The 26,829-nt window shown below is 72.0% G+C and carries 21 protein-coding genes; 15 read left to right on the plus strand and 6 right to left on the minus strand.

Going from position 1 to position 26,829, the window contains the following annotated elements; translation table 11 throughout:
* Window positions 1-11: 11 nt before the first annotated feature.
* The 3 genes from I0C86_RS15225 to I0C86_RS15235 all read right to left on the minus strand — a co-directional run bounded on the left by I0C86_RS15225 (window position 12) and on the right by I0C86_RS15235 (window position 3,936).
* On the minus strand, window positions 12-365 hold the full coding sequence (locus tag I0C86_RS15225; RefSeq protein ID WP_196201869.1) for a YciI family protein: 354 nt from the start codon (window positions 363-365) through the stop codon (window positions 12-14).
* Between the two features lie 40 nt (window positions 366-405).
* Entirely contained in the window at window positions 406-819 is a 414-nt protein-coding gene (locus I0C86_RS15230) for a DUF6069 family protein (protein ID WP_196201870.1), read from the minus strand.
* A 198-nt stretch (window positions 820-1,017) separates the two neighbouring features.
* On the minus strand, window positions 1,018-3,936 hold the full coding sequence (locus I0C86_RS15235) for an AfsR/SARP family transcriptional regulator (protein ID WP_196201871.1): 2,919 nt from the start codon (window positions 3,934-3,936) through the stop codon (window positions 1,018-1,020).
* Window positions 3,937-4,101: 165 nt separating this feature from the next.
* On the opposite strand from I0C86_RS15235, the gene I0C86_RS15240 reads away from it, so the two are divergent.
* The 10 genes from I0C86_RS15240 to I0C86_RS15285 all read left to right on the plus strand — a co-directional run bounded on the left by I0C86_RS15240 (window position 4,102) and on the right by I0C86_RS15285 (window position 16,473).
* Window positions 4,102-4,962, plus strand: a complete 861-nt coding sequence (locus I0C86_RS15240) for a glycosyltransferase (RefSeq protein WP_196201872.1) — start codon at window positions 4,102-4,104, stop codon at window positions 4,960-4,962.
* Between the two features lie 39 nt (window positions 4,963-5,001).
* Complete coding sequence (locus I0C86_RS15245; protein ID WP_196201873.1) at window positions 5,002-5,859, plus strand: sulfotransferase family protein; 858 nt, start codon at window positions 5,002-5,004, stop codon at window positions 5,857-5,859.
* Between the two features lie 65 nt (window positions 5,860-5,924).
* The gene (locus tag I0C86_RS15250) at window positions 5,925-6,101 is read left to right on the plus strand and encodes a hypothetical protein (RefSeq protein WP_196201874.1); all 177 of its coding nucleotides are present in this window, start codon (window positions 5,925-5,927) and stop codon (window positions 6,099-6,101) included.
* A gap of 136 nt (window positions 6,102-6,237) precedes the next feature.
* Window positions 6,238-7,230 carry a hypothetical protein gene (locus I0C86_RS15255; RefSeq protein WP_196201875.1) on the plus strand — a complete coding sequence of 331 codons (993 nt, stop codon included), beginning with the start codon at window positions 6,238-6,240 and terminating at the stop codon, window positions 7,228-7,230.
* Window positions 7,231-7,234: 4 nt separating this feature from the next.
* Entirely contained in the window at window positions 7,235-9,085 is a 1,851-nt protein-coding gene (locus I0C86_RS15260; protein WP_196201876.1) for a PEP/pyruvate-binding domain-containing protein, read from the plus strand.
* A 1-nt stretch (window position 9,086) separates the two neighbouring features.
* Window positions 9,087-10,391: an RtcB family protein gene (locus I0C86_RS15265; RefSeq protein WP_196201877.1), complete on the plus strand. Its 1,305-nt coding sequence runs from the start codon at window positions 9,087-9,089 to the stop codon at window positions 10,389-10,391.
* Window positions 10,392-10,403: 12 nt separating this feature from the next.
* A complete protein-coding gene (locus I0C86_RS15270; protein WP_196201878.1) occupies window positions 10,404-12,149 on the plus strand; it encodes an ABC transporter ATP-binding protein in 1,746 nt (581 codons plus the stop codon).
* On the plus strand, window positions 12,146-13,957 hold the full coding sequence (locus I0C86_RS15275; protein ID WP_196201879.1) for an ABC transporter ATP-binding protein: 1,812 nt from the start codon (window positions 12,146-12,148) through the stop codon (window positions 13,955-13,957). Before I0C86_RS15270 ends, I0C86_RS15275 begins: the two co-directional genes overlap by 4 nt.
* Before the next feature lie 97 nt (window positions 13,958-14,054).
* On the plus strand, window positions 14,055-15,782 hold the full coding sequence (locus tag I0C86_RS45040; protein ID WP_323373645.1) for a sensor histidine kinase: 1,728 nt from the start codon (window positions 14,055-14,057) through the stop codon (window positions 15,780-15,782).
* A 16-nt stretch (window positions 15,783-15,798) separates the two neighbouring features.
* Window positions 15,799-16,473 (plus strand): response regulator transcription factor, encoded by a 675-nt coding sequence (locus I0C86_RS15285; RefSeq protein ID WP_323373646.1) that lies wholly within the window; start codon window positions 15,799-15,801, stop codon window positions 16,471-16,473.
* On the opposite strand, the gene I0C86_RS15290 is transcribed toward I0C86_RS15285, so the two are convergent.
* Window positions 16,454-16,828 carry a response regulator transcription factor gene (locus I0C86_RS15290; RefSeq protein ID WP_323373647.1) on the minus strand — a complete coding sequence of 125 codons (375 nt, stop codon included), beginning with the start codon at window positions 16,826-16,828 and terminating at the stop codon, window positions 16,454-16,456. The two genes, I0C86_RS15285 and I0C86_RS15290, sit on opposite strands and share 20 nt — an antisense overlap.
* A gap of 151 nt (window positions 16,829-16,979) precedes the next feature.
* On the opposite strand from I0C86_RS15290, the gene I0C86_RS15295 reads away from it, so the two are divergent.
* Window positions 16,980-19,796, plus strand: coding sequence for an ATP-binding protein (locus tag I0C86_RS15295; RefSeq protein WP_196201881.1), 2,817 nt, complete (start codon window positions 16,980-16,982; stop codon window positions 19,794-19,796).
* Between the two features lie 6 nt (window positions 19,797-19,802).
* Here I0C86_RS15295 and I0C86_RS15300 read toward each other — a convergent pair whose 3' ends face one another.
* Together I0C86_RS15300 and I0C86_RS15305 are read right to left on the minus strand one after the other, a co-directional pair.
* Window positions 19,803-20,036, minus strand: a complete 234-nt coding sequence (locus tag I0C86_RS15300; protein WP_196201882.1) for a hypothetical protein — start codon at window positions 20,034-20,036, stop codon at window positions 19,803-19,805.
* Window positions 20,033-21,043 (minus strand): GTPase family protein, encoded by a 1,011-nt coding sequence (locus I0C86_RS15305; RefSeq protein ID WP_196201883.1) that lies wholly within the window; start codon window positions 21,041-21,043, stop codon window positions 20,033-20,035. Before I0C86_RS15305 ends, I0C86_RS15300 begins: the two co-directional genes overlap by 4 nt.
* Before the next feature lie 144 nt (window positions 21,044-21,187).
* Here I0C86_RS15305 and I0C86_RS15310 point away from each other — a divergent pair, with 144 nt between their 5' ends.
* From I0C86_RS15310 to I0C86_RS15325, 4 genes are read left to right on the plus strand one after another with little or no spacing between them, the layout of a single operon-like run.
* Window positions 21,188-21,397 carry a hypothetical protein gene (locus tag I0C86_RS15310; protein ID WP_196201884.1) on the plus strand — a complete coding sequence of 70 codons (210 nt, stop codon included), beginning with the start codon at window positions 21,188-21,190 and terminating at the stop codon, window positions 21,395-21,397.
* Window positions 21,394-21,663: a hypothetical protein gene (locus I0C86_RS15315; RefSeq protein ID WP_196201885.1), complete on the plus strand. Its 270-nt coding sequence runs from the start codon at window positions 21,394-21,396 to the stop codon at window positions 21,661-21,663. The genes I0C86_RS15310 and I0C86_RS15315 overlap by 4 nt, the downstream gene beginning before the upstream one ends.
* 26 nt (window positions 21,664-21,689) lie before the next feature.
* Window positions 21,690-23,612 (plus strand): hypothetical protein, encoded by a 1,923-nt coding sequence (locus I0C86_RS15320; protein ID WP_196201886.1) that lies wholly within the window; start codon window positions 21,690-21,692, stop codon window positions 23,610-23,612.
* Window positions 23,613-23,621: 9 nt separating this feature from the next.
* Window positions 23,622-26,501, plus strand: a complete 2,880-nt coding sequence (locus tag I0C86_RS15325; protein ID WP_196201887.1) for an ATP-binding protein — start codon at window positions 23,622-23,624, stop codon at window positions 26,499-26,501.
* Window positions 26,502-26,829 lie beyond the last annotated feature (328 nt).

The following is a 26,829-nucleotide window of genomic DNA, read 5'->3' on the forward strand; positions in this document are numbered from 1 at the left end:
CCGGATCCGGTTCAGGCCTGGGACAGGTCGTCGAAGGGGCGCACCTCGACCGGGCCGCAGGCCGCCGCGCACTTCTCGGCCCAGGCCAGCGCCTGGTCCAGGTCCGCGCACTTGATCACCCAGAATCCGGCGATGTGCTCCTTCGTCTCGGCGAACGGCCCGTCGCTCATGGTGGCGGTGCCGTTCGCGATCCGGACGACGGTGGCGCTGTCCGGCGACGTGAGCCCTCCGCCGAAGACCCAGGCGCCCGCGGCCTGCATCTCGTCGTTGATCCGACCCGTTTCCCTGAACACGGTCTGCATCTCCTCGTCGGTCGGCGCCGGTGCGCCCTCGACGACATGAACGGAAAGCAGGTACTGCCTCATGATGGTCCTCCGGTAGCTCGGGCGGTGGGATGGCGACAGGTCAGGCGGCCAGGCGGCGCGCGAGAGCAGGGATCATGATCGCCGCCGCGACCAGGTGGGTGAGCATCAGCAGCGCCTTGGTGGCCGTCCCGGCGTCGACGATCACGTCCGGCACCAGCGACAGGACGGTCAGCACCACCGTCGTGCGGATGAACGTGCGCTGCGGACGCCTGGCGAAACGGGACAGCACCGCGGCGATGACCACGCCGATCAGCGAGAAGACGGCGGTCAGCACGCCGAACCCCGTGACCGGAATCGGGGCGCCGCTGATATCGAGGCTGATCCCCGCCGCGTGACCGGCGGCGGCGACGGCCATGGTGGCGGCGCTCGCGGTAACCGCGGCGACAACCCCGGTCCCGATCAGCGCACCGATGTTCGAAACGGTGGCGGGGCTCGTGTGCGCGGTGGTGGTCATGATGTCCTCCGGTGGATGTGCGGACCGGCTCGGTGCCGGGCTCTCACCAGGGCTACGAAGAGGATCAACCCCGATCGACAACCACGCCCGGACTTTTTCCAAGATTTTCGGCTCCGGTGTACGTCGAGGCAGTCCTCCCGGGCATAGCGGACGAACCAGACGATACGCCGATGACGCTCTCGCTTCGACGACTGAACGTCATCCGACGTGCAGCAGGGACTGGACCGAGGCCACGTCGGGATGGTCCAGCTCTTTCAGCAGGGTCAGTGCCTGCCGCCACGCGGCGACCGCAGCGGTGTCGTCCCCGGCCGCGCGGTACGCCTCACCGAGACGTACGAGGGTGTCGGCTTCGGCGTAGCGGACTCCCACCTGACGCCAGACCCGGACCGCCCGCTGGTACGCCTCGACCGCAGCGGCGGGCTCACCACTGTGGTGGTGGGCGTACCCGATGCTGTCCCACACGTCGGCCTGGCTGCGCTGGTCGCCGACCTCCTCCAGCAGTGCCAACGCCTGCCGGCAGTAGCGCAGGGCGGGTTGGTGCTGGCCGAGCAGGGCGTGGTACCAGCCGACGGCGTTGAGCGCCATGGCTCGGCGGGCCGGGTTGCCAGCGCTCTCCAGCAGCCGCAGTGCCTGTTCGGCGTGGGTGAGTGCGACTTCGTAGCGGCCCTGCTGTTCGAGTACCCAACTGAAGGTCCGGTGCTGCTCGGCACGGGTGTCGTCGTCGACCGTGTCGGTGAACAGGTCGAGGGCCTGCTGCATGTGATCGCCGGCTTCGCCGAGCTGGCCGAGGTTGGCCAGGGCCCGGGCCAGCACGCTGTGCATGTGTCCCAGCGCGACCGGATCGCCCAGGCGCTGCGCGGCGGCCAGCGCGGTCCGGCTGAGCGCCAACTGTTCGTGCCACAGGCCCCGGCCGTACAGGAACTGGTTCAGCGCCCAGGTCAGCTGCCACACGTGCGGGTCGAATCGGCTGTCCGGGGCCACGCTGGTCACCAGGTCCAGCAGGAGCCGGTAGCGGCTGTCCAACCAGGCCGACGCCTGCTCCGGCGTGGTCAGCTCGGTAACACACACCCCGGGCCGCGGTCGCGGCAGTGCGATCGGTGGCCGGGACACCGAGTAGTGCCCGGCCGCCGCGGCGGCGGTGTGCAGGTAGTGGTCGAGCAACCGGTGCCGGGCCTGGTCGCGGTCGGCGGCGCTGTCGTGTTCCGCGCTCAACTCGGCGGCGTAGGCCCGGAGCAGGTCGTGGCAGGTGTATTCGCCGGCGGCGGCCTCGCTGGCCAGGTGGGCCTGGGCCAGTGCGGCCAGCGACCCACGGGCCTCGCGGACGCTCACCCCGAGCAGGCTGGCCGTGGCGGGCAGCGTCACGTGGCTGCCCGGATGCAGGGCCAGCAGCCGGAACAGCCGGGCCACGCCGGGCTCAAGCGCCCGGTAGGACCAGGAGAAGACGGCACGGGCGTTGGTAGCGGCATCCGCGCCGGCGAACGCATCCAGACTGCCCTCGGCCTCCCGCAGCTCCGCAACCACCGCGGTCAGCGGCAGATCCACGTCATGAGCGGCCCGCGCCGCAACCACAGCCAGCGCCAGGGGCAACCGTCCGCACCGCTCGGCGATCTCGTCGAGGACCGCCGGCGCCGCCACCGCCGTGGCCCGGTCCAGCCGTCGAATCAGGTACTCACGGGCCTGCGCCAGCTCGAACAACGGCACCCGCATCGGCCGGGCCCCATGGGTGACGCTCAGCCCGGTCAACCGATCCCGGCTGGTGACGATGGCCAGGCACGTCGCCGAACCGGGCAGCAGCGGCCGCACCTGCGCCGCATCCCGGGCGTTGTCGATCACCACCAGCACCCGACGTCGGGCCAGGACGCTGCGGTACAGCGCCGCCCGGTCGTCCAGTTCCGCGGGCAGATCCTTGGCGGGTACGCCCAGCGCCTGCAGGAAGCCGGCCAACGCCCCGGCCGGATTCACGGTACGACCGTCCGGGTCGAACCCCCGGAGGTTCACGTAGAGCTGCCCGTCGGGGAACCGGCTCGCGAAGGAGTGCGCCAGGTGAACCGCCAGCGCCGTCTTCCCCACACCGGGCATCCCGTCGACCGCGATGACCGTCATCCCGCCGCCGCGTTCCAGGTCGGCCAGCAGCAGCGACGCCTCGGCGAGTTCCGTCCGCCGGCCGACGAAGACCGGCAGGTCGGCGGGCAACTGGGCCAGCCGGGCCGACGGCCTCGCCGTGGCCGCCGTGGCGTGCGTACCCTCGTCCGTGCCGGAGCGTACGCCCGGGTCGGTGTGTGGGCCCTGGGCGGTGTGTGGGCCCTGGGCGGTGTGCGAACCGGGGTCGGGCGGTTCGGCGGGCCGGACCTCGTCCGCCGGCACATCCTCCTGGAGGACGTGCCGCTGCGCCTCCTGGAGATCGTGCCCCGGCTCGATGCCGAGCTCGTCGCTCAGGCGACGGCGGGTGTCCCGGTACGCGGCGAGCGCCTCGGCCCGGCGTCCGGTCGCCGCCAACAGCCGGACCAGGCACGCCTGGATCGACTCGTTGAGCGGGTCGAAGGCGGCGGCCCGCCGCACCTCGCCCAGGCACTCGTGGCCGAGGTTCCACCGCAGGGCGAACTGAGCGGCCTCCTGTGCGGCCGCGAGGTACTCGTGATCGGCGGCGGTGATCGCGAGGGGTACCCGGACGACCGTCCGGACGTCGGCGGCACACGGTCCGCGCCACAGGCGCAGCGCCGCCACGTACGCCTCGACGGCCGCCGCATGGTCGCCCCCCTCCACGTGCCGCCCGGCCTTCTCGCGCAGGAGCCGGAACGACGCGAGGTCGAGGGAGTCGACCTCGACGACGATCCGGTACCCGCCGACCTGCCGTTGCAGCACCTTGCCGTTGGTGCGTGCCGGCAGGTCCGGCTCCAGGATCCGGCGCAGGCCGCTGACGTAGCGGTGGATGAGGTTCGTGGCGGTCGGCGGCGGGTCGTCCCCCCAGAGCATGTCGGTGATCGTTTCGGTGCCGACCGGCTGACCCGCCTCGGCCAGCAACAGCCCCAGCAACGCCCGCTGCTGTGGTGGCCCAAGCTCGACCTCGACTCCATCGCGCCAGGCTCGAATCGCTCCAAGGATCCCGAACGTGACCATTCCCGGCAGCCTACGACATTGTGCACAGCGGCGGTGGGGCGTGACGGCACCGAGTGGACAACGACTGATCACCGTCTGTACGTGATCATCCGACGGTCACCGTTCATGGAAGTGGCCGGTCAGTCCCGGAAACCACAATTGCACATGTACACCGGGAATCGACGGATGGAAAAGAGTGACTCGTCGGTCCTCGGCGCGTTGACCCGCCGACAGAACTCGGAGACCCGGATGTCGGAACGTCTGGACGATCTCGGGACCGGGGACGACCCGGACGTCACCGTCGTGGTACCCGCCTCGAATGCGCGGCCCGGCATCGCCCGTACCCTGGACTTCCTGATCGCCAGCGTGGCGCCGCACGCCAGCCTCGAGATCCTCGTCGTGGTCAACGACGAAATCCCCGGCCCGGTGGTCTCGGACGTACGGCTCTACCGGGTGAACACCGACCCGCGGGTGGAGCTGCACCAGTTGCCCGGCCGGGACAAGGCGGCCGCGATCCGGTACGGATTCGAACGCGCCCGCGGGCGGGTGTGGGGGTACTCCGACGGCGACCTGGGCTGGCAGGCCCGGGTGGACGAGACCAGCGACATGCTGTCGTTGTTGCTGTCCGGCAGCTGTGACCTGGTGGCCGCACAACGCGACCAGTCACAGTGGACTCCGGTTCGCCGGTGGAAGACCAACGTCTTCCGGTGGATCGGCCGGTGGGTGTTCCGGCACCACATGGTGGACTCGCAGGCGCCGCTGAAGTTCATGACAGCGGAGGTCGGGCGGGCGGTCCTGGGATCGTGCGCCTTCCAGGGCTGGGAGTTCGACGTCGAGCTGCTCTGGTGGGTGCGCCGTTTCGGCTACCGGATCCGGCCCTACCCCGTCCACTGGTCGACCACCGGCACCGAGACGACCCTGGAGACCGTCGTGCTCGGCCTGGTGTTCATGGGACCCGCAATGGTCGTCAACCTCGCACGGGTCCGGGTTCGGGCGTGGTTCCTCCAGCGTCGGCTCACCCGCCGGTACCGGCGGATCCCGGCCTAGTCTCGCCCCCACCGCAGGACGGAACCGAAGGGAGACGAGGTGAGCGCGAGGAACGAACGCGCGATCCCCGCAGCCGCGAACGAAGTGGAGGAGGGCATGGCCGCCGAGCCGATCTTCGTTCTGGGCTCGCCCCGCTCCGGGACCACACTGGCCGGTGCCTGGCTCGGCTCGCACCCCTCGGTGTACGCCATGGGCGAGTACTCGGCGTTCGTCTTCGCGTACGCGACCGCACCCGCCGGATACACCCGGACCCGGCCGCCCTACGCGCAACGGTACCTGCGGGAGCTGCAGAGCCACGCCGCCGAGTTCGCCGGTCGACTCGCCGCGGAGCGGGGCGCCCGGTTCTTCTGTGACTCCACGCCCTGGAACCTCCTGGTCGCGGACACCCTCGCCGAGCTGTACCCGTCCGCCCGCTTCGTGCTCACCCTGCGCCACTACTCGGGGGTGATCCAGTCGCTGGAGCGTTCCTACCTCCGACGGTACCTGTGGGCGGGAGCCACCCCGGTCGAGCGGGCATCGATATGGGTCGCCGTGTACGAGCGGGCCGCCGCTCTGCCGGCCGACCGCACCACGGTGTTCAGCTACGACGAGCTGTGCGCCGACCCGGGCGGCACCGTCGCCCGCTGGCGGTCGGCGCTGGCCCGGGTCGGCGTCGACCCTGCCGGACTGGACGACCGGGTCTTCCTCCGCAGCCATGCCAGCGGATCGGACGACCACCGGCGCACGGTCGCCACCGGTACGGGTGGGCGGGTGAGGTTCGCACCGATCCCGAGCATCGACCCGCTGCGGTGGAGCGAAACCCTCGACACCGAGGTGCGCCCGGTGGTCGGTGAGGTGGACCGCATGTTGCGGCAACGCTTCGCCGAGTACGCGACACCGCCCTACGCGATGTCGTGACCAGGCCGCAGCCGGCGATCCGCCCGGCTGTGTTCCGAGCAACGCCATGGAAGGAGGTGTGCAACATGGCAGAACACTTCGCCCCGATGGTGAAGATGCGGCAGATGCTCAGCAAGATCGCGAGCCAGGGCCGGGAGCAGCGCGAGTCGCTCCTCGGCCCGGTCCCGGGTCTGAACCTCGGTACGGCTGGCGCCCATGCCGCGCAGGCTGTCGAGCCCGCGCAGCGTCACACGCCGGAGTAGTAGTGCCGGCAGTTCCGGCGATCGCCGGGCCCGGGGCGGGTGGAGGGGTCACGCCCGTCCCGGGATGCCGCCGGTCAACCTGCGAACCGCCTTTCCGGGGGCCGCCGGTGCTTCCCGCCCGAGGAGAAGGGACGTCATGCAGATCGTCTTCGGCGACCTGGTCATCTGTGACTACGAACTGGGCGCCACGCTGTCACCGATCGAGCTGGAGCTGTACACGTCGGGCGTACAGGCGGTGCCGGCGGTGCTGCTCGGCGATTCGCTGACGCTCGGCAGCCTCCGGCGCCAGGGCGTGCTCGACATCCCGCTGACCGAGTTCGTCCGGGTCCGCGACCGGTTCACCGAGCGCATCTGGTCGGCCGGTAGCGCGGCGGCGGCCCGCCGACACCTCGACGACCTCGTACGCCGGGCGGACACGCTCGCCCGGGACGTCGAAGCCCGGATCCTGGCCGACCGGAACGACACCGATCTGCTGCGCGCCTACCACACCACCCTGGTTCGGCTGATGGCGTACCACGTGCTCAACTGGTGGTTGCCGGTGGACGACTACGAACGGCTCCTCGCCGGGCTTCTCGGTCCCGAGCGGGGCCGCGACGTGCTGTTCCGGTTGCTGACGCCGAGCCGGCAGCCTCACATGATCTCGTTCCACGAGGAGATCCTGGCCGCGGACCGGTCGGCGCCGGCCGCGGCCGAGCGACTCGCCAGACAGGTCGGCTACCTGCAGACGTGGGGTGTGGCGGCCTCCGTTCTGGAGAGTCCGGCCGCGATGAGTCAGCACCTGCTCGGGCTCGACGCCGGCGAGGCGGCCGACGGCCTCGCCCTGCTGCGCGCGGCCCGGACCGATGCCCGACGGCGCCGCGACGAGGCCCTGGCCGAGGCCCTGGCGGCCGCCCACGCCGACCCGGCGCGGTTCGACCGGGTGGAGGCGCTGGCGATCATGTGCCAGCTGGCCTGTGACGAGGAGGAGGACCGCCGCGTGCACCAGCTGCGCGGGCTGCGCAACCTACGCGCCGTCGCCCGGCTCACCGGTACCGACCTCACCCGAACCAGCTTCGGGCAGCTGCTGAATGCCGTGGCCCGCAGGGTCCGGACACCGATCGCCGTGGTACCCGCCATGGACGGGCGGTGATCCGGTGTCGCGCCCGTCGTTCCTGCACCCCCTCGCGACCGCCGACGATCCGGCACTGATGGGACGCAAGGCCGTGGGCCTGCGCCTCGCCTCGGTGGCGGGTCTGCCCGTACCGCCGGCACTGGTGCTCGACGCGGACGCTCTCCGCGCCCATCTCGATCACCACGGCGACCCGGCGGACGCGGTGACGGCGATCCTCGAAGGCCACCTGCCCGAGCGGGTGGCGGACGCCGTGCACGCCGCCGCGTCGCGCTTCCGCACCGCTCCGCACGGGGTCGTCGTCCGCTCCTCGGCACCCGGCGAGGACGGCGAAGATCTCTCCTTCGCCGGCCAGTTCGGGTCGTTCTTCTGCCCCAGCCGTCCCGACGCGGTGCAGGCGGCGGTCCGCCGCGTCTGGGCGAGCGCGTTCGGCACCACGGTCCGGCAGTACGAGCAGAGCCGCCCGGGTGGCTCCGATCGCGCCCCGACGATGGCGGTGATCGTCCAACAGGCCGTGAACCCCTGGTGTTCCGGTGTCCTCGCGGCCGACGCGGGTGGCCACGGCAGGCTCCTCGTGGAGAGTTGTCCCGGTCTGCCGGTACCGGTCGTGCAGGGGCTGATCCGCCCGGAGGTGTTGACGTCGCACCGTCCTGGCCACAGCGACCTGCACGACGGGGATCGACACGTCTTCGTCCTCACCGCCGGCGGTCCGGATGCGCCCGACGTACTGCCCGGCGATCTTTTTCCGGCGCCGGCCGGCCTCCCGTTTCCGGACGACGCCGGGACCGAGCAGCCGTGGAAGGTGGTGTGGCGCGAGCCGGACGGCGCCCTCGTCTATCTCCAACCGCCGGAGCGGGTTCAGCAGACGCCTACGCTGACGGCGGGCGACGAAGCCATCTTCCGCGACCTGGTCCGGCGGCTGCCGGACCCTGGCGGTGCCGGGCTGGACGTGGAGTGGGCCCGTGACGCGAGCGGCCTGCATGTCCTGCAGGTCCGTCCGCTCACCGCCCCGGTGCCGCTGGAGCACCGGGCGAGCGGCACCGGCGAGCCGCCGCCCGAGGACAGCGACCCACCGATCGGGTCGGCAACCCTGCGCGGCCGTCCGGCGGCGGGAGGGCACGCCGAGGGCCCGGTCTGGCTGGGCTCCCAGCCAGGCGCGGCTGCCGAGCAGATGCCGGACGGCGCGGTCCTGGTCTGTTCCGGGCTGTCCACGGACCTGCTGCCCGCGCTGCTCCGCGCCGCAGGCGTGGTCAGTGGAGAGGCCGGCGTGCTGGCCCACACCGCGATCGTCGCCCGCGAGCTGGGCAAGCCGTGCGTGATCGACATCCCGATCGGCTCGGGCCTGCTGAAGAACGGCGATCTGGTGCACCTCGACGGCGATCGGGGCACCGTCCGGCTGCTGGGGAAGGCGGGCCAGGGTCCGACCGGAGGCACACCACCGGTGCCCCGCACGACACCGGCGGATGGGACGCTTCCGGCGATGCCCGCCACGACACCGGCGGATCGGGCGCTTCCGAACGCGCTACTGGTCGTGGTGACCCGGGCCAGCGGCGACGGGGGAGTGGCACCGTCGGTCGACATCGGCCCCGGGAACTGGCTCGGCGTCCTGCTTCCGGACACGCCTGCCGCCTCGGACGACGCCGGGAACCACCGGCTGCTCCGTACCCGGCTCGTGGCGGGTGGCTGGGCGGGCACCCCGCTGGCCGGTGGTGGCGAGGTGTGGTGCGGGGTGGGCGCCGTGCCCGGCGAGACATGGCGGCTGGACGTGTCCGACGGCCGGGCCGTCCTCGGCCGGCCGGGCCGGGAGCCCGTCGTCTGCCGGCTGCGGACGGCCTCGCCCGAGGTTCTCACCCGGCTCGTTGCGACGGAGACCTGAGATGACGCTCCACCAGCACTACCTGCCCGCGGCCCGGCGGCTGCTCGACGCCGCCGGCCTGCGCCGCAGCCTCGACGAGGTCTGCCGACTGCCGGGCATCGAGAAAGTGGACGTCTTCCCCGATGTCACGGTCAAGGACTGGGGGTTTCCCTCCGGCCTGGCGATCCGGTCGCGCGGGTACCTGTACCCCCTGGCCGTGCCGGACCCGGGCAGCGGCTACCACGTGAGCGCCTTGCCGGTGCGCCGCGACCAGCTCGGCCCGGACGAGGTCAGGGCCCTCTACGACGCGGTCGCCAGCTCGGTCAACCACCGCGACCTGCGGCACGAGTATCCCGAGGTCGACCTCGACCGGGTACTGGCCGACGGGCTGAACTACGCCGCGGAGCTGCACGCAGACCTGGGCGGTCCCGCGGCGGAGCCCGCCGACCGTGGGTGGCACCGGGCCGGCGTCGTCGCCCGCTTCGACGACGACCTCAAGGCAACCCTGCGGCGCTCGCTCGGCGGCGCCGACGGGCACTACGTCGCGGTGCAGTGGATCCAGCAGCTCCTGGACCCCGGGACGGCGCACCGGCACGGGCTGCGTACCGGACAACTCGTCGTGATCATCCACATCGGCGCCAGACCGATGCGGGAGTACATCTACCGGCGGTACGGCATCCCGGCCGCCGAACACAGCATCCACGACGGCAGCGCGCTTCCGGAGCAACTGCGCACCGGAATCTTCGCGGTACGCAGCGACAGCCCGTACGGCGAGGCGTACCTGGACTGCGCCGCGGCCAGCGCCAACTTCGGGTACTTCAACCGCCACCTGGTCCGGCTCAACGTCCTGGCGGCGCTGGCACCACGCTGGGGCGACCTCACCGGGCAGGCGCCGCTGCTGCAACACCGGCACCACACCGAGTTGAGCATTGCCGCCGACCAGATCGTCACCGCGCGCCGGGGAGTCCAGCGGCTGGATGCCGACGCGGGCGGGGAGTGGCTGCCGGACCGGCGGGAACCGCTGTCCTATGTGGCGGGCGGCGAGTTCGGCTCCAGCTATCTCGTCGCCGCCGCGAATCCCGACCGGTACGCGAACCTGTGCGGTCACGGCATCCCGGAGTGGCAGCCCGTCGGCCGGTTCCGGGACCAGATCGACGACTGCCTGCCGCATGCCCGGGCGGCGGTGCGCAACTCCGCCTTCGACCTTCAGACCTTCGTGCGCGATCTGGCGAACCTGGAGGAGACCACGGCACATGTCCGCGACATCGGGATGGCACGACCGGTGGCCCGGCTGTACCCGCTGGTCAACTTCCGTTCCCCGATCTGAGCGGCGACAGCGGTGCAACGGGCGGCCGGCGGCGGCGCGCTCTGGCGGCTCCGTGGGGCGCTGCGTCCGCACCGGCGCGCGCTGGCGCTCAACGCCGGCCTCGCCGCGGCGTCGATGCTGGCCGGTATCCTCCTGCCGCTGCTGGCCAGGAGGCTTCTCGACGACCACGCGCTGCGCGGCGACACCGACGGCCTGCCGCTGATCGCCGCCCTGACGGTCCTGTGCGCGGGCGGGGAGGCGGTCCTGATCGCGCTGCGCCGCGTCACCGGACCGGCCACGGCACTGGCGGTCGAGGAGACCATGCGGCATCGCCTGGTGGGCCGGGTGCTGTCGCAGCCGGCCGCGTTCCACGACCGGCATACCCCCGCGGTGCTGGCCACCCGGATCGTGTCCGATCTCGCGCTGCTGCGGCGGTTCGTCAGCTTCGGCCTGCCGTTCCTGATCATCAATTCGCTGACCGTGGTCGTGGTGGTCGTGCTGCTGCTCTGGCTCTGCTGGCCGCTGGGGCTGCTGGTCGTGGCGGCCACGGTGCCGCCGGCTGTCCTGGCACGACGGTGGGAGCACTCCTCCCGGGAGGTCACCCGGCAGGTGCAGCGGGACGGGGAGACGTTCGCCGACCTGCTGGACGAATCCATCCAGGGGGTCGACACGATCCAGGCGTTCGGGCGCCGCGACGACTTCACCGCGCGCCTCGAGAAGGCCGCCGACCGGCTACGACGCAGCCAGCGGGAACGGGCCCGACTGTGGACGGCGCTCAGCACCCTGGTCGAGGGGTGTCCCTCGGCGGTTCTGGTGACACTCATCGGTGCCGGGGTGGCCGCCGTCTGGGCCGGCGCGGTCACGGTCGGCACCCTGGTCGCCGTTCTCACCCTCTGGCTCTTCCTGCTCTGGCCGGTCCAGTCGCTCGGCGGGCTGATGAACCAGCTTCAGCAGGCCGACGCCGCGGCCGAGCGGGTGTCCGAGTTGCTCCACCGGCCGCCCGTACCGGCGCCGCCGCCCGCCTTCCGTCCGGCGCCGCCGCCTTCCTCCCGTCCGGCGCCGCCTTCCTCCGGTCCGGCGAGGGTCGGGTCGCGCGGCGCGGAACTGGTCCTCGACCAGGTCTGGTTCCGCTATCCGCCGGCCGGTCCGGATCCGCCGACCGGTCCGGCGGTGCTGACCGGGATGGACCTGCGGGTCGCCGCGGGTGAACGGGTCACCGTGGTCGGTGCCGCCGGAAGCGGAAAGAGTACGCTGGCCGCCCTGCTCACCGGCCTGTACGAGCCCAGCGGCGGCCGGATCCTGATCGACGGTACCGATCTGCGCCACCTGCCGACGGCCCGACGGGCCGATGTCGTCGCCCCGGTGCCGGAGCATCCGGGCCTGTTCGCCGGCACCATCCGCGACAACGTCCGGCTCGGCCGTCCGGAGGCGGACGACGCCGAGGTGACCGAGGCGCTCCGGGCCGCCCAGGCGTTCTTCGTCCACGAACTCCGGCACGGCCTCGACGAACCGTTGACCGAGGCCGGCCTGTCGCTGTCCGGGGGGCAGCGCCGGCGTCTCGCCCTGGCCCGGGCGTTCCTGTGCCGTCCGCGACTGCTCGTGCTCGACGACCCGCTGGTGGGACTGGACCCACGCACGGCGCAGCAGGTTGGTGCGGCGGTCAGCGAGCGGCTCGGAGACACCACCGTGCTCTGGCTGACCCGGCACCGGCCGCCTGCGGCGTCGCCCGGCAGGGTGGTCCGGCTGCACAGCGGGCACATCGACGGCGGATCGCGGTGACGTCGCCTCCGCCGGCCGGCGCGCCCGTACCGGCCCGCCGGGTGGTAGCCCTGCTCGCCCGCCCGCGCCGCCGGGAACTGCTGCGGATTGCCGTCGTGCTGCCGGTGAAGTTGCTCGCCACGATCGCCGTGCCGCTGCTCGTGGGCCGGATGCTGGATCGGGGGATCCCCGCGCTCGTCGAGCGGCGCTGGTCGGAGGTGGCGCTGCTCGCCGGCCTGCTGCTGACCGCCGCGGTCGCCGAACTGGCCCTGACCTACCGGGTCCTGTACCAGGTCAGCGCGCTGGGCCAGGAGATGCTGTTCGAGCTGCGCTGCCGGGTGGCCAGCGCCGCTCTCGGCCAGTCCAGCACGTTCCGCGACCGGCACCATTCGGGCGAGGCGTTCAGCCGCGCCGGCGCCGATGTGCAGACGGTCGGCCGCCTCTTCGACGCGGGCCCCGACGGCCTGGTCACCCGGTTGCTGACGGTGGTCGTGATCGGTGCGGTGCTCCCGTTCGTGGATGGCTGGCTGGCCTGCCTCACGGTCTCCGCGCTCGCGCCGGTCGCCGTGCTGCTGGGCTGGGTCCGCCGCCGTGGCGGTCGGGCACACCGCGACGCCCAGCGGGCCACCGCCGATCTCACCACGGGCCTGCTCGAGGCCACGCGGGTCGTCCGGGTGCTGCAGGCGTTCGGCGCGCAGGAGCGGGCCGCCGCCGCCCTGGGCCGGTCGTCCCGGCGGTACCGCCACGCCCACCAGCGGGCACTTCTGCTGGCCGGGCTCTTTCCGCCAGCGGTCCGGCTGGCCGGCAACACGGCGGTGGCCGCCGTCCTCGTCGTCGGGGCGTACCGGATCGCGCACGGCCACGCCAGCGTCGGCGAGGTGACGGCGTTCCTGCTGTTCCTGCGCCGCCTGGTCGATCCGTTGCAGGACCTCGCGTCGGTCCTGGAGACCTGTCAGGCGGCCGTGGCGGCGCTGGAGCGGCTCGGTGACCTCGTCGGCCGGGAACCGGACGGTGTGCCCCGCCCGGCCGGACCGGATCGCCGCCGTGCGGCGGCGCCGGGCGGCGTCGAACTTCGCGACATCTGGTTCAGTTACGCCGGGCGGTCCCGTCCCGCGCTGCGTGGCGTCTCCTTCCGCATCGCCGAGGGAGAGACGGTGGCCCTGGTGGGGGCGACCGGTGCGGGCAAGTCGACGATCGCGAAGCTGCTCACCCGGGCCTACCACCCGGCCCGCGGGACAGTGCTGCTGGGCGGCGTCGACCTGGGCCGGGTGCCGGAGGATGAGCTTCGCCGGGCGGTGGTGCCGGTGCTCCAGGAAACCTTCGTCTTCACCGCCACCGTCGAGGAGAACGTGGCCCTGGCCCGGCCCGGTGCCAGCGACGAGGAGGTGGTACGGGCGTGCCGGCTGGTCGGAGCGGACCGGTTCATCGCCCGCCTGCCCGACGGCTACCAGACTCGGATCGGGCGCAGTGGTTACCGGCTCTCTGCCGGCCAGGAGCAGCTGATCGCGCTTGCCCGGGTATGCCTGGCCGAACCCGTACTCGTCGTGCTGGACGAGGCGACCGCCGCTCTCGACGCCGGAGGTGAGAGGACCGTCCAGGACGCGCTGCGAAAGCTCCTGGCCGGTCGTACAGCCCTGCTCATCGCGCACCGGTTCACCGCGCTCCGGCTGGCCGACCGGGTGGTCGTCGTCGACGACGGCAAGGTGGTGGAACAGGGATCCGTGGCGGCGCTGTCTGCCGCCGGTGGCGACTTCGCCCGGCAGAGTCGAGCCTGGCGGGCGGTGCTGGCCGGTGACCTCCCGCCGCGTCCGGGACCGTCCGGCCCCTGACTTTCCCGGCCCGCCATCCCGAAGCCTGCCCGGAGCCAGGTCGTCCTGTTCCTTACTCAAGAAGCCACTTCCGGAGGCAATCAGGCAGCATAGGAGGGTGAGACCCGGGCGAGGCGTGGTGTATTCGCTTTCCGCCGTCGGTGTGCTGCTCGCGGCTGTGGTGCTTCCGTCCAAGGCAGGCGACGTCGAACATTCGATGTGGGAGAGCGTCTTCACCGGGTTCAGCGGCATACTCTTCATCGGCGCGGGTGCGGTGGCCCAGCACCGTCGGCCGGACAACCGGGTCGGCCTGTTGATGGTGCTCGTCGGCGTCGGCTGGTTCGCCGAGGACGTGCGCTTCATCCCGTTTCCGGTGACCCACACGGTCGGCCTCATGCTGAGCACCGCCTCGAGTGCCTTCCTCGCCCATCTCGTGCTGGCGTTTCCGACCGGCCGGCTGGGTTCGCGGCCGGTGCGGTGGCTCGTCGGCACCACCTACGTCGCGGTGTTCGTGCTGGTCCCGTTCGGTTCGCTGTTCCAGGACCTGTCCGGGATCGGTCCGGCGTACCAGCGCAATCTGCTGCTCGTCGACTCGCCGGCGATGCTGCTGTTGCTCACCCGGCTGGTGGCTGCGATCGGGGCAGTGGCGGCCGGTGCCATGGTGGTCGTTCTCGTCCAGCGGTGGATGCGGGCCAGCCCACCGCAGCGCCGGCTGCTCGGGCCGGTGTTTCTCACGTTCCTCGTCGGCGGTCTCGCCTCCACCGCCGGCAATGCCATGAGCCAGTTCGATCCGGTGCGGATCGGTGCCCTGACCGTGTACCAACTGGCGTTCTGCGTACTGCCCCTGGTCTTTCTCGCCGGCGTGCTGCGGGTCCGGCTGGGCCGGACGGCGGTCGCCGAGCTCCTCATCGACCTGCAGCGGCCGCTGTCGCCGGTGGACCTGCGGGACCGCCTCGGTACGGCGCTCGGGGACCGGTCCCTCCAGGTTGGATACTGGCGTCCGGACGTCGGGGACCTGGTCGACGCGGCGGGCGCGCCACTGGCCACGCCCGCGCCGGGCAGCGGCCGCGCGGTGACGTACGTCGACCGGGCCGGGAAGCGGGTCGCGGCGCTGATCCACGACGTGGCGCTGTGCGAGGATGCCCACGTTCTGCGGGCGGTGACCGCGGCGGCCGGTCTGAGCCTGGAGAACCAGCGGCTGACGGCGGAGGTGCGGGCACAGTTGGGCGAGGTCCGCGCGTCCCGGGCGCGGATCGTCACCGCGGTCGCCGAGGAGCGCCGCCGGATGGAGCGTGACCTGCACGACGGGGTGCAGCAGCACGTGGTCGCGGCCGCGATCGGGATCCGCGCGGTCGAGAGCCAGCTCGCTCCGGATGCCGACGACGGTGTACGTGTGCTGCTGCGCACGTGCGGCGAAGGGCTCGACACCGCGCTGGCCGACCTGCGGTCGCTGGCCCGCGGCATCCATCCGGCGATCCTGAGCGAGGACGGCCTGGTCGCCGCCCTCCAGTCGCTGGTCGAGCGGGTCCCGGCGCCGGTCGACCTGGCGGCCGCCGAGATACCGCGGCTGCCCTTCGCGGTCGAAGCCACCGCCTATTTCGTGGTGGCCGAGGCGGTGACGAACGCGATCAAACACGCGCAGGCCGATCGCATCCGGATCACCGTGGTGCCGGGGCCAGGGGTGATCCGGGTGGCGGTACGCGACGACGGTACCGGCGGCGCGGCTCTCACTGCGGGCTCCGGCCTGCTGGGCCTCGCGGACCGGGTCCGCGCGCTCGACGGCGACTTGGTCGTGGAGAGTGAGCCCGGACGGGGCACGACGGTGACGGCGGTCCTGCCGGTATGAGCGCGAAGGAGCGGACGTGACGACCAGGGTGGTGCTCGCCGACGACGCGGCGCTGGTCCGTACGGCGATCGGCGTCCTGCTGCGGCAGCAGGGCTTCGACGTGGTCGCGGAGGTGGGCGACCGGCCGGCGCTCTGGGACGCGGTGGCGTCGAGCCGTCCCGACGTGGCCGTGGTGGACGTGCGGATGCCGCCGACGCACCGCCTGGAAGGGCTGGAGGCGGCGATCGAGATCCGCGCCACCTATCCCGACGTGGGCGTGCTGGTGCTGTCCCAGTACCTGGAGTCGCGGTACCTGACGGCGCTGCTGGGTGGCAGCGCGCGCGGCGTCGGATACCTGCTGAAGGAGCGGGTCGGCGGCGTTCCCGACTTCGTCGACGCGGTCCGCCGGGTGGCGTCCGGCGGCTGCGCGGTCGACCCCGAGGTGGTCTCGCTGATGCTGTCGAGCCGCCGGCGCGACGATCCGCTGCAGCGGCTGTCCGCGCGCGAGCGGGAGGTGCTCGCGCTGATGGCCGAGGGCCGCTCCAACCAGGCGATCGGGGACCGGTTGTTCCTGACTCCGAAGACGGTCGAGTCGCACGTTCGCAGCATCCTGCTCCGCCTGGACCTGCCGCCCGAGCCGGAGAGCCACCGACGTGTGCTCGCCGTGCTCGCCTACCTGCGGCCCGCCGCGGCTAGCCCGCCCCCAGCATGATCCTGAGCCGTTCCGCCGTCAGCGCGGACTTGGTCAGGAACCCGGTCGCCCCGCAGGCGTCGAGCCTCGCGCCGTAGTCCGTGGCCGCGCGGACCGAGCAGAGCACCACCCGGCTCGCGATGCCCTGCTGCCGCAGGGACCGGAGGACCGCGAACCCGTCGGTGTCCGGAAGCTGCACGTCGAGCAGGACCACGTCCGGCACCAGTGCGGTGATCATCGCCAGTGCTTCGGCGCCGGTGCTCGCCTCGCCCGCGATCCGGAAACCGCCGGCGCTCAGGAGTACGGCGGCCATCGTCCGGAATCCGGCATGGTCGTCCACGACCACCACGGTGGTCGGCTCGCCGCCCTTCGTCACCCGTTCGATGACACCAGCCTGGTCATACCCGACCGCCACACACATCAGGGGCCGCCCTGATGTACATCGGCCCGCCAGGAACGAGCATCGTGGGCATGGTCCTGCCGCTGATCCCGTCGCTGCCGCTGGCGCCGGCGTGAACGGAACCGTGATGTCGCTTGTCGAGCGGGATGGTGATCTGGCCGCGATCCACGAGGTGCTCGCCGCGGCCGTGGCCGGGCGCGGGATGACGGTACTCGTCGAAGGGCCACCCGGGATCGGTAAGACGGCGGTGCTCGCCGCGGCCAGCGAGTACGCGATGGGTCTGGGTGTCCGCGTGCTGACCTCGATCGGCGGCGAACTGGAGCAGGACCTGCCGTTCGCCATCGTCCGACAGTTGCTGGAGCCGCCGCTGCGGGCGGCGTCGTCGGCGCGCAGTGCCGAGCTCCTGGCCGGTGCGGCCGGGCTGGCGGCGCCGGTCTTCGGGCAGCACGACGACACGAGCGCGGCAGGCGTCGCTCAGGGCGATGTGGTGTACGGGCTGTACTGGCTGTGTGCCAACCTGGCGGAGTCGGAACCGCTGCTGCTGGTGGTGGACGACGTGCAGTGGGCCGACGGCGCCTCGCTGCGGTTCCTGTCGCACCTTGCCCGGCGCATCGCGGACCTTCCGGTGCTGCTGCTTCTGGCCGGACGGCCGGGCCGGGTCCTGGACGGTCTGGTGGGCAGCGCGCTGGGCGGAGTCGCGCCGCGCGTCGTCCGGTTGCGGCGGCTCAGCGACGAGGCGGTGGGCGTGCTGGTACGCCGGGACCTGTCCGCCGAGGCCGACGACGAGTTCTGCCACGCCTGCGCAGTGGCGACCGGCGGCAACCCGTTCCTGCTCGCGGAGGCGCTGACCAACCTGCGGACGAACGGAACACGACCGGTCGCGGCCGAGGCGCACCGGGTCGAACACCTGCGGGCCGCGGCCATCTCACGGGCCGTGCTCGCCCGGGTCGCGCGGCTGGGTCCGGACGCCGTCGGATTCGCCCGGGCGCTGGCGGTACTGGGAACGGCGGCCCAGCCGCGGCACGTGGCCGCGCTCGCCGGGCTGTCGGTCGAGGCGGCCGCCACCGCCGCCGACCGGCTCGCGCGGGAGTCCATCGTCACCACCAAACATCCTGTCTCGTTCGTGCATCCGCTGGTGCGGACCGCGGTCTACGGGGACTCGAGCAGCCTGCTGCACGCCGCCGACCACAAGCGGGCCGCGCGCGTGCTGGCCGCGGACGACGCCGATGCCGAACAGCTCGCCCCGCACCTGCTGGCCGCGGAGCCGGAGTCCGATCCCTGGGTGGTGGACCGCCTGGAGGCGGCCGCGTTCTCCGCGCTCGGCCGTGGCGCGCCCGAGTCGGCGGCGGCGTACCTGACCCGGGCCCGGGTCGAGCCGCCGCCGCTGGCCCGACGCGGGCCGCTGGCCGCGATGCTGGGGCGGGTGCTGGCCATGGCGGCCCGGACCATCGAGGCCGCGGACGTGCTCCGCGAGGCGGTCGCACTCACCGCGCCGCTGGTCGACCGGATTCAGCTGGTACTCGAGCTTGGTTTCCTGTTGACCCAGACCGGGCGTGCGCCCGAGGCCGTTCAGGCCGCCGAGCTGGCCCGCGGCCTGATAGCCGGCCATCAGGGTGAGCTGTCGGTGGCGATGTACGCCGCCGTCGCCGGGCTCGACCTCATCACGATGCAGCCTCCGGAGGGCGTCATCGAGCGGTTGGACGCCGTGGTCGCCCGCCCGATCGGGACCAGCGATGCCGACCGGCTGCTGCTGTCCACACTGGCCTTCGGCGCGGCCGGCACCGGTGGCCGGTCCGCGAACGAGGTGGCCGCGCTGGCCGAACGGGCCGCCACCGGCCCGGTTCCGATGAACGAGGGGTGGATGCTGGTCAACTACGCCAGCGCCGCTCTGACGATCGCCGACCGGCTGCCCGAGGCGCTGGAGTTGCTCGACCGGGGTCTCGACGCGACCAGCAGGCTGGGCGACGTGTGGGACTTCCGCTACGTGTCGATGCTCCGGTCGCACACCGCCTGGTACGCGGGTCGGCTGATCGAGGCCGAGGGCGACGCCCGCGCTGCCCTGGAGGAGGTCCCCGGGGAGCCGCGCCGGCGCAACGCACCACTGGCCGCGGCCATGCTGGTCGACGTGCTCGTGGAGCGTGGACGACTGGACGAGGCACGCCAGGTGCTCGAGGACTACGAGATCAGCGGCCACAAACCGACCGACACCGTCATCATGCACTTCATCCCGATGGCCCGCGGCCGGCTCCGGCTGCGGTGCAACGAACCGGCGGCGGCGCTGGTCGACCTGCTCGACGTCGGACGGTTTCTGGTGGATGCCGGATACGTCAACCCCGGCTTCGCCGAATGGCGGACCGACGCGGTGCGGGCGCACGTCGCGCTCGGCGATCCCGGTGCCGCGGTCGAGCTGGCGCACGAGAACCTGGAGCTGGCCCGCGTCTTCGGCGCACCGAGGTCTATCGCCCGCGCCCTGCGTACCCTGGCCATGATCGAGTCCGGGAAGCCCGGGTTGGACCGCCTGGCGGAGGCCGTCGAGCTGTTGACCGATTCGCCTGCCGAGCTGGAACGGGCGCACTGCCTGATTTTCTACGGCGTGGCCCTACGCCATGCCGGGCAACGAATCCTCGCCCTCGATCCGCTCCGGCGCGGCCTTGACCTGGCGACCCGTTGCGGCGCCGAGGCGCTGGCCGAGTCGGCGCGGCAGGAGCTACGCGCCGCGGGAGCCCGGCCGCGCCGGGACGCGGTCCGCGGCCGCGAGGCGCTGACCATCAGCGAGCTGCGGGTGGCGCGTCTCGCGGCCGGGGGCGCGACCAACCGCGACATCGCGCAAACCCTGTTTCTGACCCCGCGAACGGTCGAGGCCCACCTCACCAACGCCTACCGCAAGCTGGAGGTCAAGGGCCGCCAGCAGCTGAGCAGGGCGATCGCCGAACCGCCGCCCTGATCCGGCCTAGTCGGAGAACAGGTCGGCGAAGAATTCCCAGACGATCTCGACACCGACGGTCAGGAAATCGCCGACGACCACGCCGAACACCAGTCGAACCGCGGTCTTCACCAGCTCGTACAACCAGGCCTGGTTCTGCGTCGCCACCGCGCGCTGGTAGTTCGCCCGGTACGTCCGGTCGATCGCGACCTGACGCTGGACCGCCCGGACCAGGTCGGCCTCCGTGTAGTAGCGGGTCATCGTCGGTCTCCCAGTTCCTGGTCGGCCATGTCGAAAAGGACCTTTCCGCGGGCCTGGTCGAACACGACCAGGTTGCAGAACCTCCGCGCCGTCTCGACGGACACCGTATTCAGCCCCTGCGGGGAGGTGAATTTCTGGAACCGTACGGCGGCGCCCGGTCCGAGCTTGTTGACAATCACGAACATCAGGTTCGCGAGGTTGAAGCGCAGCCGCGCCGAGCAGGAGATCACCCGGTGGTTGTCGTGCAGCCGCTGGAACACGTCCCGGTGCCGGGGGTGGCGAGCGGACAGTGCCTCCGCGGCCTCGCTGGTGAGCAGTCCCCGGTGGCTGACGAGGTGCTGGTCGAAGGCCAGGCCCGACTCGCTGACGTCGAACGTGCCGTCGTGGTGCGTACTCGACACGAGGTCCGCCGCGTGCGGAAGGATGAAGGCGTCCTGGAAATACCGTTCCTTCTCGGCCAGCAGCTCGGCCGTCGCCGGCATCGCCGCGAACATCCCGACGCCGCCCGACTTCGAAAAGATCCATGGCGCGGGTGTGAGCAGGTCCGCCTTGGTGAGCAGGAAGGTGAGCCTGCTCATCAGGGCGACCCGCTCCGCCGGGGAGTCGCCGAGAACGCGGTCGAGCGCGTGCTGGTCGAAGGTGACCGACCGGCTGTCCGCGTGAATCGCCCACAGGACGACGTCGGACTCGAGCAACCTGGTCCGGTACTGCGCGATGTAGGACTCGTCGACCGTCCCGGCCTCACCGATCCCGGGCAGGTCGTGAAACAGCAGGTGGCTCCCGTCCGATCCGTCCACCCGTACGGTCTGGACGTCCTTTGTGCACGGACGCACCGGGTCGGTCCTCAGATCGGTGCCGAACAGCGCGTTGATCAGCGAGGACTTGCCGGTGCCGGTCGTACCCATCACGGAGACGACGAACGGCTTGGCCGTCTCGACCTCGACCTGGCGGGCCACGATCTTTCTGACCCGCTGCAGGACATTGACCGGGTGGGTTTCTTTCTGCATGCCGTTATCGTCAGCCGCGGATGCCGCACCGCGCGGTGGGATCGCGACCGCAGTCTTTGACGGGCCCTCGGATCGTTTCGGGGGGCAAACATTGCGGTGCCGACCACAATGCCCGCCGCCGAGGTACGGGAGATGGTCCTTGGCATGACCGAGGCAGGCAGCGAGATGCTACGGGTCGTGCTGGACCTCGTCCCGGACGCCGAGCCGATCCAGGGGCAGGCCCACGGTGCGGACGGGATCGAGCACGCGTTCGCCGGCTGGCTGGAGCTGGTCGAGGTGCTCGACCGGGCACGTAGCAGCCAGCCGCCCTGCCCATTCGGAAGACCGACAGCAACGGACAGGGAGTCACCATGACCTCGCCAGGAGCACGGGGCGCGCAGCAGGCGTACCAACAGCAGGTCCAGAACAACAGCGCCACCTTCCGGCGCAACGCCGCCTACGACGACCAACGCCGTTACCGCGGCCGGCAGCGCGGTCCGATCGGGGCCATCCTGCGGCTGTTCGGCTTCCTGTTCTCGCTCGTGATCATCGCCATCGCCATCGGAATCTTCCTGATGATCCTCGGCGCCATCCAACCCGACTGGATCGACCAGCTCATGTCCCTGTTCGACCAGATCTGAACACCCCGCGCACGGAGGAGGCTGGTGTGAGCGGAACCTATCGCATGGCCACCGGTGCGGGCCCGGGTCTGCGGCCGGTGGTCACCACGTCCGACGGCTGGTCGGCCCAACTCGTCCCCCGGTTGTTCGCGCCGCCCGCGCGGTGGGGCTGGCAGGCGGCACCGGTACCGGTACCGGCCGCCACCCTGGCGCCACCGCCGCCCCGACCGGCCTGGACGGAACCACCGCGACCAGACACCAGTGCGCTGGTCGCGGCCCGGTCGAAGGCGGTCAGCAGAGTTCTCTGGCGGCTGGCGTTCGCCGTGGTCGCGGCGTTCGCCTTCACCACCTACCAGCTGGTCATCGAGCAGCAGGTCGGAGAGTTCGGTGACTCGGCCCGGCAGGTGTACAAGGTGACGCTGATCGTGGTCGCCGCGTTGCTCGCGCTGGGCGTGATCCGCGCGGTCGGCGGTGTGCGGTACGCCAACCGCAACATCCACAACTTCGAGCAGCCCTACCTGGTCCTGCGTGCCGCCGAGCAGGAGCGGCACCGGCAGGCGTTGCAGAGCTGGGAACGGGTGAGCCGGCAGCACACCTCGGACGCCGAATCGACGGCGCGGGCGGCCGCGGCGGCCGCCAGCGGGCCCCGGTGGTACCCGGTCTATCCGGCGTCCGAGCCCATCCGGGTCGACGTGTTCGGCGGCGACCCCCGCCGGCTCGGCTGGGCCAGCCTGCTGGTCACCGCCGGCGCCTCGCTGCTCTCCGCCGGCCACCGGATCACCGTGCTCGACTTCACCGGCCAGGAGGTCGGCGAAAACCTGGTCAAGGTGGCCCATGCGGCCGGTATGCCGACCAGAACGCTGCGGTTGGACGGCCACGAGGTCGCAGACGTCCAGTTGCTCAGCGGGCTCGACCCCCGGGAGATCGCCGAGTGCCTCGGGCACGCGCTGACCGGCCGGCAGGACGGGGACCGGCGGGAGGAGCGGGCCCTGGCGATCGATCTGCTCCGGCGGGTGATCGGCAGCCTGGACGGTCCGGTGCTCTTCGCCCGGATGGCTGCCGGGATGCGGGTGCTGCGTCAGGGCACCGGTGACGGCCTCCTGTCCGATGTCGAAATCGGCCGGCTGGCCGCGCACCTCGGTGACGTGGACCAGACCGAGTGGACCACCCGTCAGCTCGGGTACCTGGCCCACCAGCTCGATCTGCTGCACGAGGTCGCCCCGGCCAGCGTCGGCAGTTCGCTGTGGGCGGACACCCGGGTGAACCTGATCGCGACCGAGGGTGGCCGGGGCGACCGCAAGGAACAGATCGACCGCACGCTGGTACGGCTGGCCCGCACCGCCATGGACGGCCGGCGGTGGATTTCGGAGTTCCTGGTCGTGGCCGGCGCGGACCATCTCGGAGCGGCCGAGTTGCAGATGCTCTCCGAGCACGCCCGCGCGGCCAAGGTGCGGCTGGTCCTGATGATCGACCAGCCGCAGGGCGACCTGGAGAAGTCGGCCGGACTGGGCGGCGCGGTGTGCTTCATGAAGCTGTACAACCACCGTGATGCCAGCGTGGCGGCCGAATTCATCGGCAAGGAGCACAGGTTCGTGCTCAACCAGCTGACCCGGCAGGTCGGCAGCACGTTCACCGACGGCGGCGGGGACAGCTTCGCGGCGAACACCAGCGGTAGCGGCAACTCCAAACAACGACGGTCCGGCACCCCCGGGCGTCCCACGGGCCTGTCCGACTCCCGAGGGCACGCCTGGACCGGCACCCGCAACTGGTCCAACGCGGACAACGTGAGCACGTCCACCGGGTCCGGTCGGGTGTACGAGTTCAAGATCGATCCGGAGCAGCTGCTCGGCATGCCGGAGACCGCGTTCGTGCTGGTGGACAACTCCGGCCAGGGCCGCCGGGTCATCCTGGCCGACTGCAACCCGGGTCTGTGCCAGCTCGACCGCGTCTCCGCCGTACCGGCCAGGTAAGGATCGGGCATGTTCGACTGGCGTGGATTCCGGTTCCACCGGCTGATCCAGGTGCCCCGCCCGCCGGAGTCCAGAGACGAGCAGGGCGGGGCGGACCAGGCGGGACCGCTGGCCGCCTCGCTGACCGGAGCACACGCCGATCTGCGGGCGGCCGGCACGTCCGGCGCGGCGGTGCTGACCGCCTGGATCCGGTCTCCGCAGGACGAGCGGCTGCACTTCCTGTACGGCGGGCGCCCGTACTTCCCGCCGGCCATCGGGGTCACCGGCCGGGCACGGGACGGCACCACCACCCGTGCGCTGCTCTTCCCGCCCGGTGCGCTGGCCACCGACATCTCCATCGGGGACACCGAGAAGCTGCTCGCACCGTTCCTGAGCTGGGTGCCGTGCCAGGCCCGGGCGGACGCACTCTGGGCGCCGGCCGCTAACAAGCAGGAACGTCCGACCGCGCGCCGGGGTTCGTTCGACCGGCACGTGGCGCACATGCGGGGGCCGTTCGCCTGGCTGGTGCTCGCCGAGCCGCTGCTGTCGCAGGAGTTGGAGCCGGAGCTACGCAGCCTGGTCAACGAGATCCTGCCGCTGTCCCGCGGCGAGGTCGGTGAGGCCAAGCGGGTCGAGCTGGAACGCAAGCAGGCCCGGCACCGGGAGCTCAGTCGGGCGGCCGCGGGTGGCGGGTGGCGGATCCGGGTGCTGGTCGGCAGCATCGATCCGCGCGGCGCGACCACCGCGGCCGCGATGTTGTGCGCGGCAAGTGAACTGGCGGACCTGCCCTACGTGCTCGAGCCGGCGGGCCCGCCGGTCGCCGTGCCGGACCTGCGGCGGGCCACGTTCACCTCGGGTACCGAACTGCTGGCGGCGCTGAGCAGGCCACCCGATCGGGAGCTGCCCGGACTGCGGCTGGTCGAGCAGCACGGCTTCGACGTGACTCCGGAGCAGGCGGGCGACGGCGCGGTCCGGCTGGGCGCGGTGCTCGACGAAGGTCTGGTCGAGGTCGGCGATCTGGTGCTGGGTCGCGAGTCGCTGAACCGGCACACGTTTGTCTGCGGTGCCACCGGGGCCGGCAAGTCGCAGACCGTGCGCCACCTGTTGGCGCAGGCGTCCCGGGCCGGCCTGCCCTGGCTGGTGGTCGAGCCGGCCAAGGCCGAGTACGCCCGGATGGCCGGCCGGCTGGCCGACCTCGGCCAGGACGTGATCGTGATCCGGCCCGGCGATCCGGACAGCGCCCCGGCCGGGTTCAATCCGCTCGAACCCGCACCCGGATTCCCGTTGCAGTCGCACGCCGACCTGCTGCGGGCGCTGTTCCTGGCCGCCTTCGAGGCGCAGGAGCCGTTTCCGCAGATCCTCGCGGCGGCACTCACCCGGTGCTACGAGGAACTCGGCTGGGACCTGTCTCTCGGCGAGCCGATCCACGGCGGGCGCGTCCCGCGCTACCCGACGCTGGCCGATCTGCAGCGGGTGGCCGTAGAGGTGGTGACCGAGATCGGCTACGGCCGGGAGATCGCGGCCAACGTGCAGGGGTTCATCAAGGTACGACTGAGCAGCCTCCGGCTGGGTACGGCCGGCCGGTTCTTCGAGGGCGGCCATCCGCTGAGCTTCGAGCGGCTCTGTCGCGGCAACGTGGTTCTGCAGATCGAAGACGTCGGCGACGATGCGGACAAGGCGTTCCTCATGGGCGCGGTCCTGATGCGGCTGTCGGAGCACCTGAGGGTGGCGGCGAGGGCCACCGTCCGGCCCGGCCTCACCCATCTCACCGTCATCGAGGAGGCGCACCGCCTGCTGCGACGGTCCGAGCCGGGCACCGCCGGCCCGGCCACACACGCGGTGGAGATGTTCGCCGCCCTGCTGGCCGAGGTGCGCGCCTACGGCGAAGGCCTGATCATCGCCGAGCAGATCCCCAGCAAGCTCACCCCGGACGTCATCAAGAACACCGCCGTGAAGATCGTGCACCGCCTGCCGGCCAAGGACGACCGGGACAGTGTGGGCGCGACCATGAACGTGACCGACGACCAGTCCCGCTACCTGGTGACGTTGGTTCCCGGCGAGGGTGCGGTGTTCACCGACGGCATGGACCGGCCACTGCTGGTCCGGGTTCCCGACGGGTCACTGGTGGAGGACACCCGGTCGGGCACGATAGCCCCGGTCGACCGGCTGATCGGGCGGCGGAGCGGTACCTGCGGCACCGACTGCCGCGCCCAGGCCTGCACGTTGCGTCAACTGCGCGCCGCGGCGCACCTGCTCACCGCCGAGCCCTGGCTGGTGGTCTGGGCCGAGTTCGCGGTGCTCGCCCACCTCACCGGTCAGCCGACCCCGGTCCCCACCTCGGCTGTGCGGACGGCTCTCGTCGAGCAGGCGCTACCGGCCCGTACGGTCGACTGCGCCCTCTCGCACGCGGTGGACGAGGCGGTCGCGGTGCGCTCCTCGGTCCTGCAGCCGACCGTCGATCCCGCCGCACTGGCCATCCACGTCCGCACCGCCCTGGCCCACATGCTCGGCGGCGGTCCTCGGAGCTGCCAGGCCGACGAGCTGGCCTACCTGGCCACCCCGTTCCGATGGGAGCTGGTGCGACGTGCCCTCGACGCCGCGCGGGACGACGGCCGCGACCACCGGTCTGCGAGATGGGAAGCCCAGTTCCGACGCAAGATTGACGGAGATACCCGCGTCGCGCAGCTCCAGGCGGTCAGGGCGTGGCTGATCAGTGACCTCGCCGACACGGCTGCGGTCGACAGCGTCAGCTTCGGGACGCGCCGTCCCTCGGCGATCGAGGTCGCGATCGGCACCGCCCCCGAGGGCCGGACCGAACGGCTGAAGTCCGTCCTCGAGCAGTTCATCGACTGCTCCTGGCCGCTGATCCACTTCGGCGCCGACGCCCAACCCGGCGGTGATCGGCGATGAACGAAATGGAACCCAGCGGAGCCGACCAACCGCCCCCGGATCGGCCCGGGAGCCCCGACTCCCCGACGAGTCCGGGTGGCTCGATCCCCGGCGGTGACGGGCCCCGTCCCGACCCACCGACGTCGCCCGACGGCGCATCCGAACAGGCAGCCAAGCCTGATGCGAACGACAGCGGCAAGAAGAACTTCCCCGACAGCTATTTGTCGACCGTGTCGCTGGACGACCTGAGCCCGGTCGGCTCGGCGAAGGATCCGGTTGACCCGTTCCCGCGCCGCGATATCGACAGGCCGAGCCGGCCGGGCTCGAAGTCCGGTGGCCGCGGCGGGGG

Source organism: Plantactinospora alkalitolerans, assembly GCF_015690345.1.
Lineage (GTDB): Bacteria > Actinomycetota > Actinomycetes > Mycobacteriales > Micromonosporaceae > Plantactinospora > Plantactinospora alkalitolerans.

What these genes read in the sequence shown, in the direction of transcription:
- I0C86_RS15225 (WP_196201869.1), bottom strand. Translation starts at nt 365, where the DNA reads ATGAGGCAGTACCTGCTTTCCGTTCATGTCGTCGAGGGCGCACCGGCG.
- I0C86_RS15230 (WP_196201870.1), bottom strand. Translation starts at nt 819, where the DNA reads ATGACCACCACCGCGCACACGAGCCCCGCCACCGTTTCGAACATCGGT.
- I0C86_RS15235 (WP_196201871.1), bottom strand. Translation starts at nt 3,936, where the DNA reads ATGGTCACGTTCGGGATCCTTGGAGCGATTCGAGCCTGGCGCGATGGA.
- I0C86_RS15240 (WP_196201872.1), top strand. Translation starts at nt 4,102, where the DNA reads ATGGAAAAGAGTGACTCGTCGGTCCTCGGCGCGTTGACCCGCCGACAG.
- I0C86_RS15250 (WP_196201874.1), top strand. Translation starts at nt 5,925, where the DNA reads ATGGCAGAACACTTCGCCCCGATGGTGAAGATGCGGCAGATGCTCAGC.
- I0C86_RS15255 (WP_196201875.1), top strand. Translation starts at nt 6,238, where the DNA reads ATGCAGATCGTCTTCGGCGACCTGGTCATCTGTGACTACGAACTGGGC.
- I0C86_RS15265 (WP_196201877.1), top strand. Translation starts at nt 9,087, where the DNA reads ATGACGCTCCACCAGCACTACCTGCCCGCGGCCCGGCGGCTGCTCGAC.
- I0C86_RS15295 (WP_196201881.1), top strand. Translation starts at nt 16,980, where the DNA reads ATGTCGCTTGTCGAGCGGGATGGTGATCTGGCCGCGATCCACGAGGTG.
- I0C86_RS15300 (WP_196201882.1), bottom strand. Translation starts at nt 20,036, where the DNA reads ATGACCCGCTACTACACGGAGGCCGACCTGGTCCGGGCGGTCCAGCGT.
- I0C86_RS15305 (WP_196201883.1), bottom strand. Translation starts at nt 21,043, where the DNA reads ATGCAGAAAGAAACCCACCCGGTCAATGTCCTGCAGCGGGTCAGAAAG.
- I0C86_RS15310 (WP_196201884.1), top strand. Translation starts at nt 21,188, where the DNA reads ATGACCGAGGCAGGCAGCGAGATGCTACGGGTCGTGCTGGACCTCGTC.
- I0C86_RS15315 (WP_196201885.1), top strand. Translation starts at nt 21,394, where the DNA reads ATGACCTCGCCAGGAGCACGGGGCGCGCAGCAGGCGTACCAACAGCAG.
- I0C86_RS15325 (WP_196201887.1), top strand. Translation starts at nt 23,622, where the DNA reads ATGTTCGACTGGCGTGGATTCCGGTTCCACCGGCTGATCCAGGTGCCC.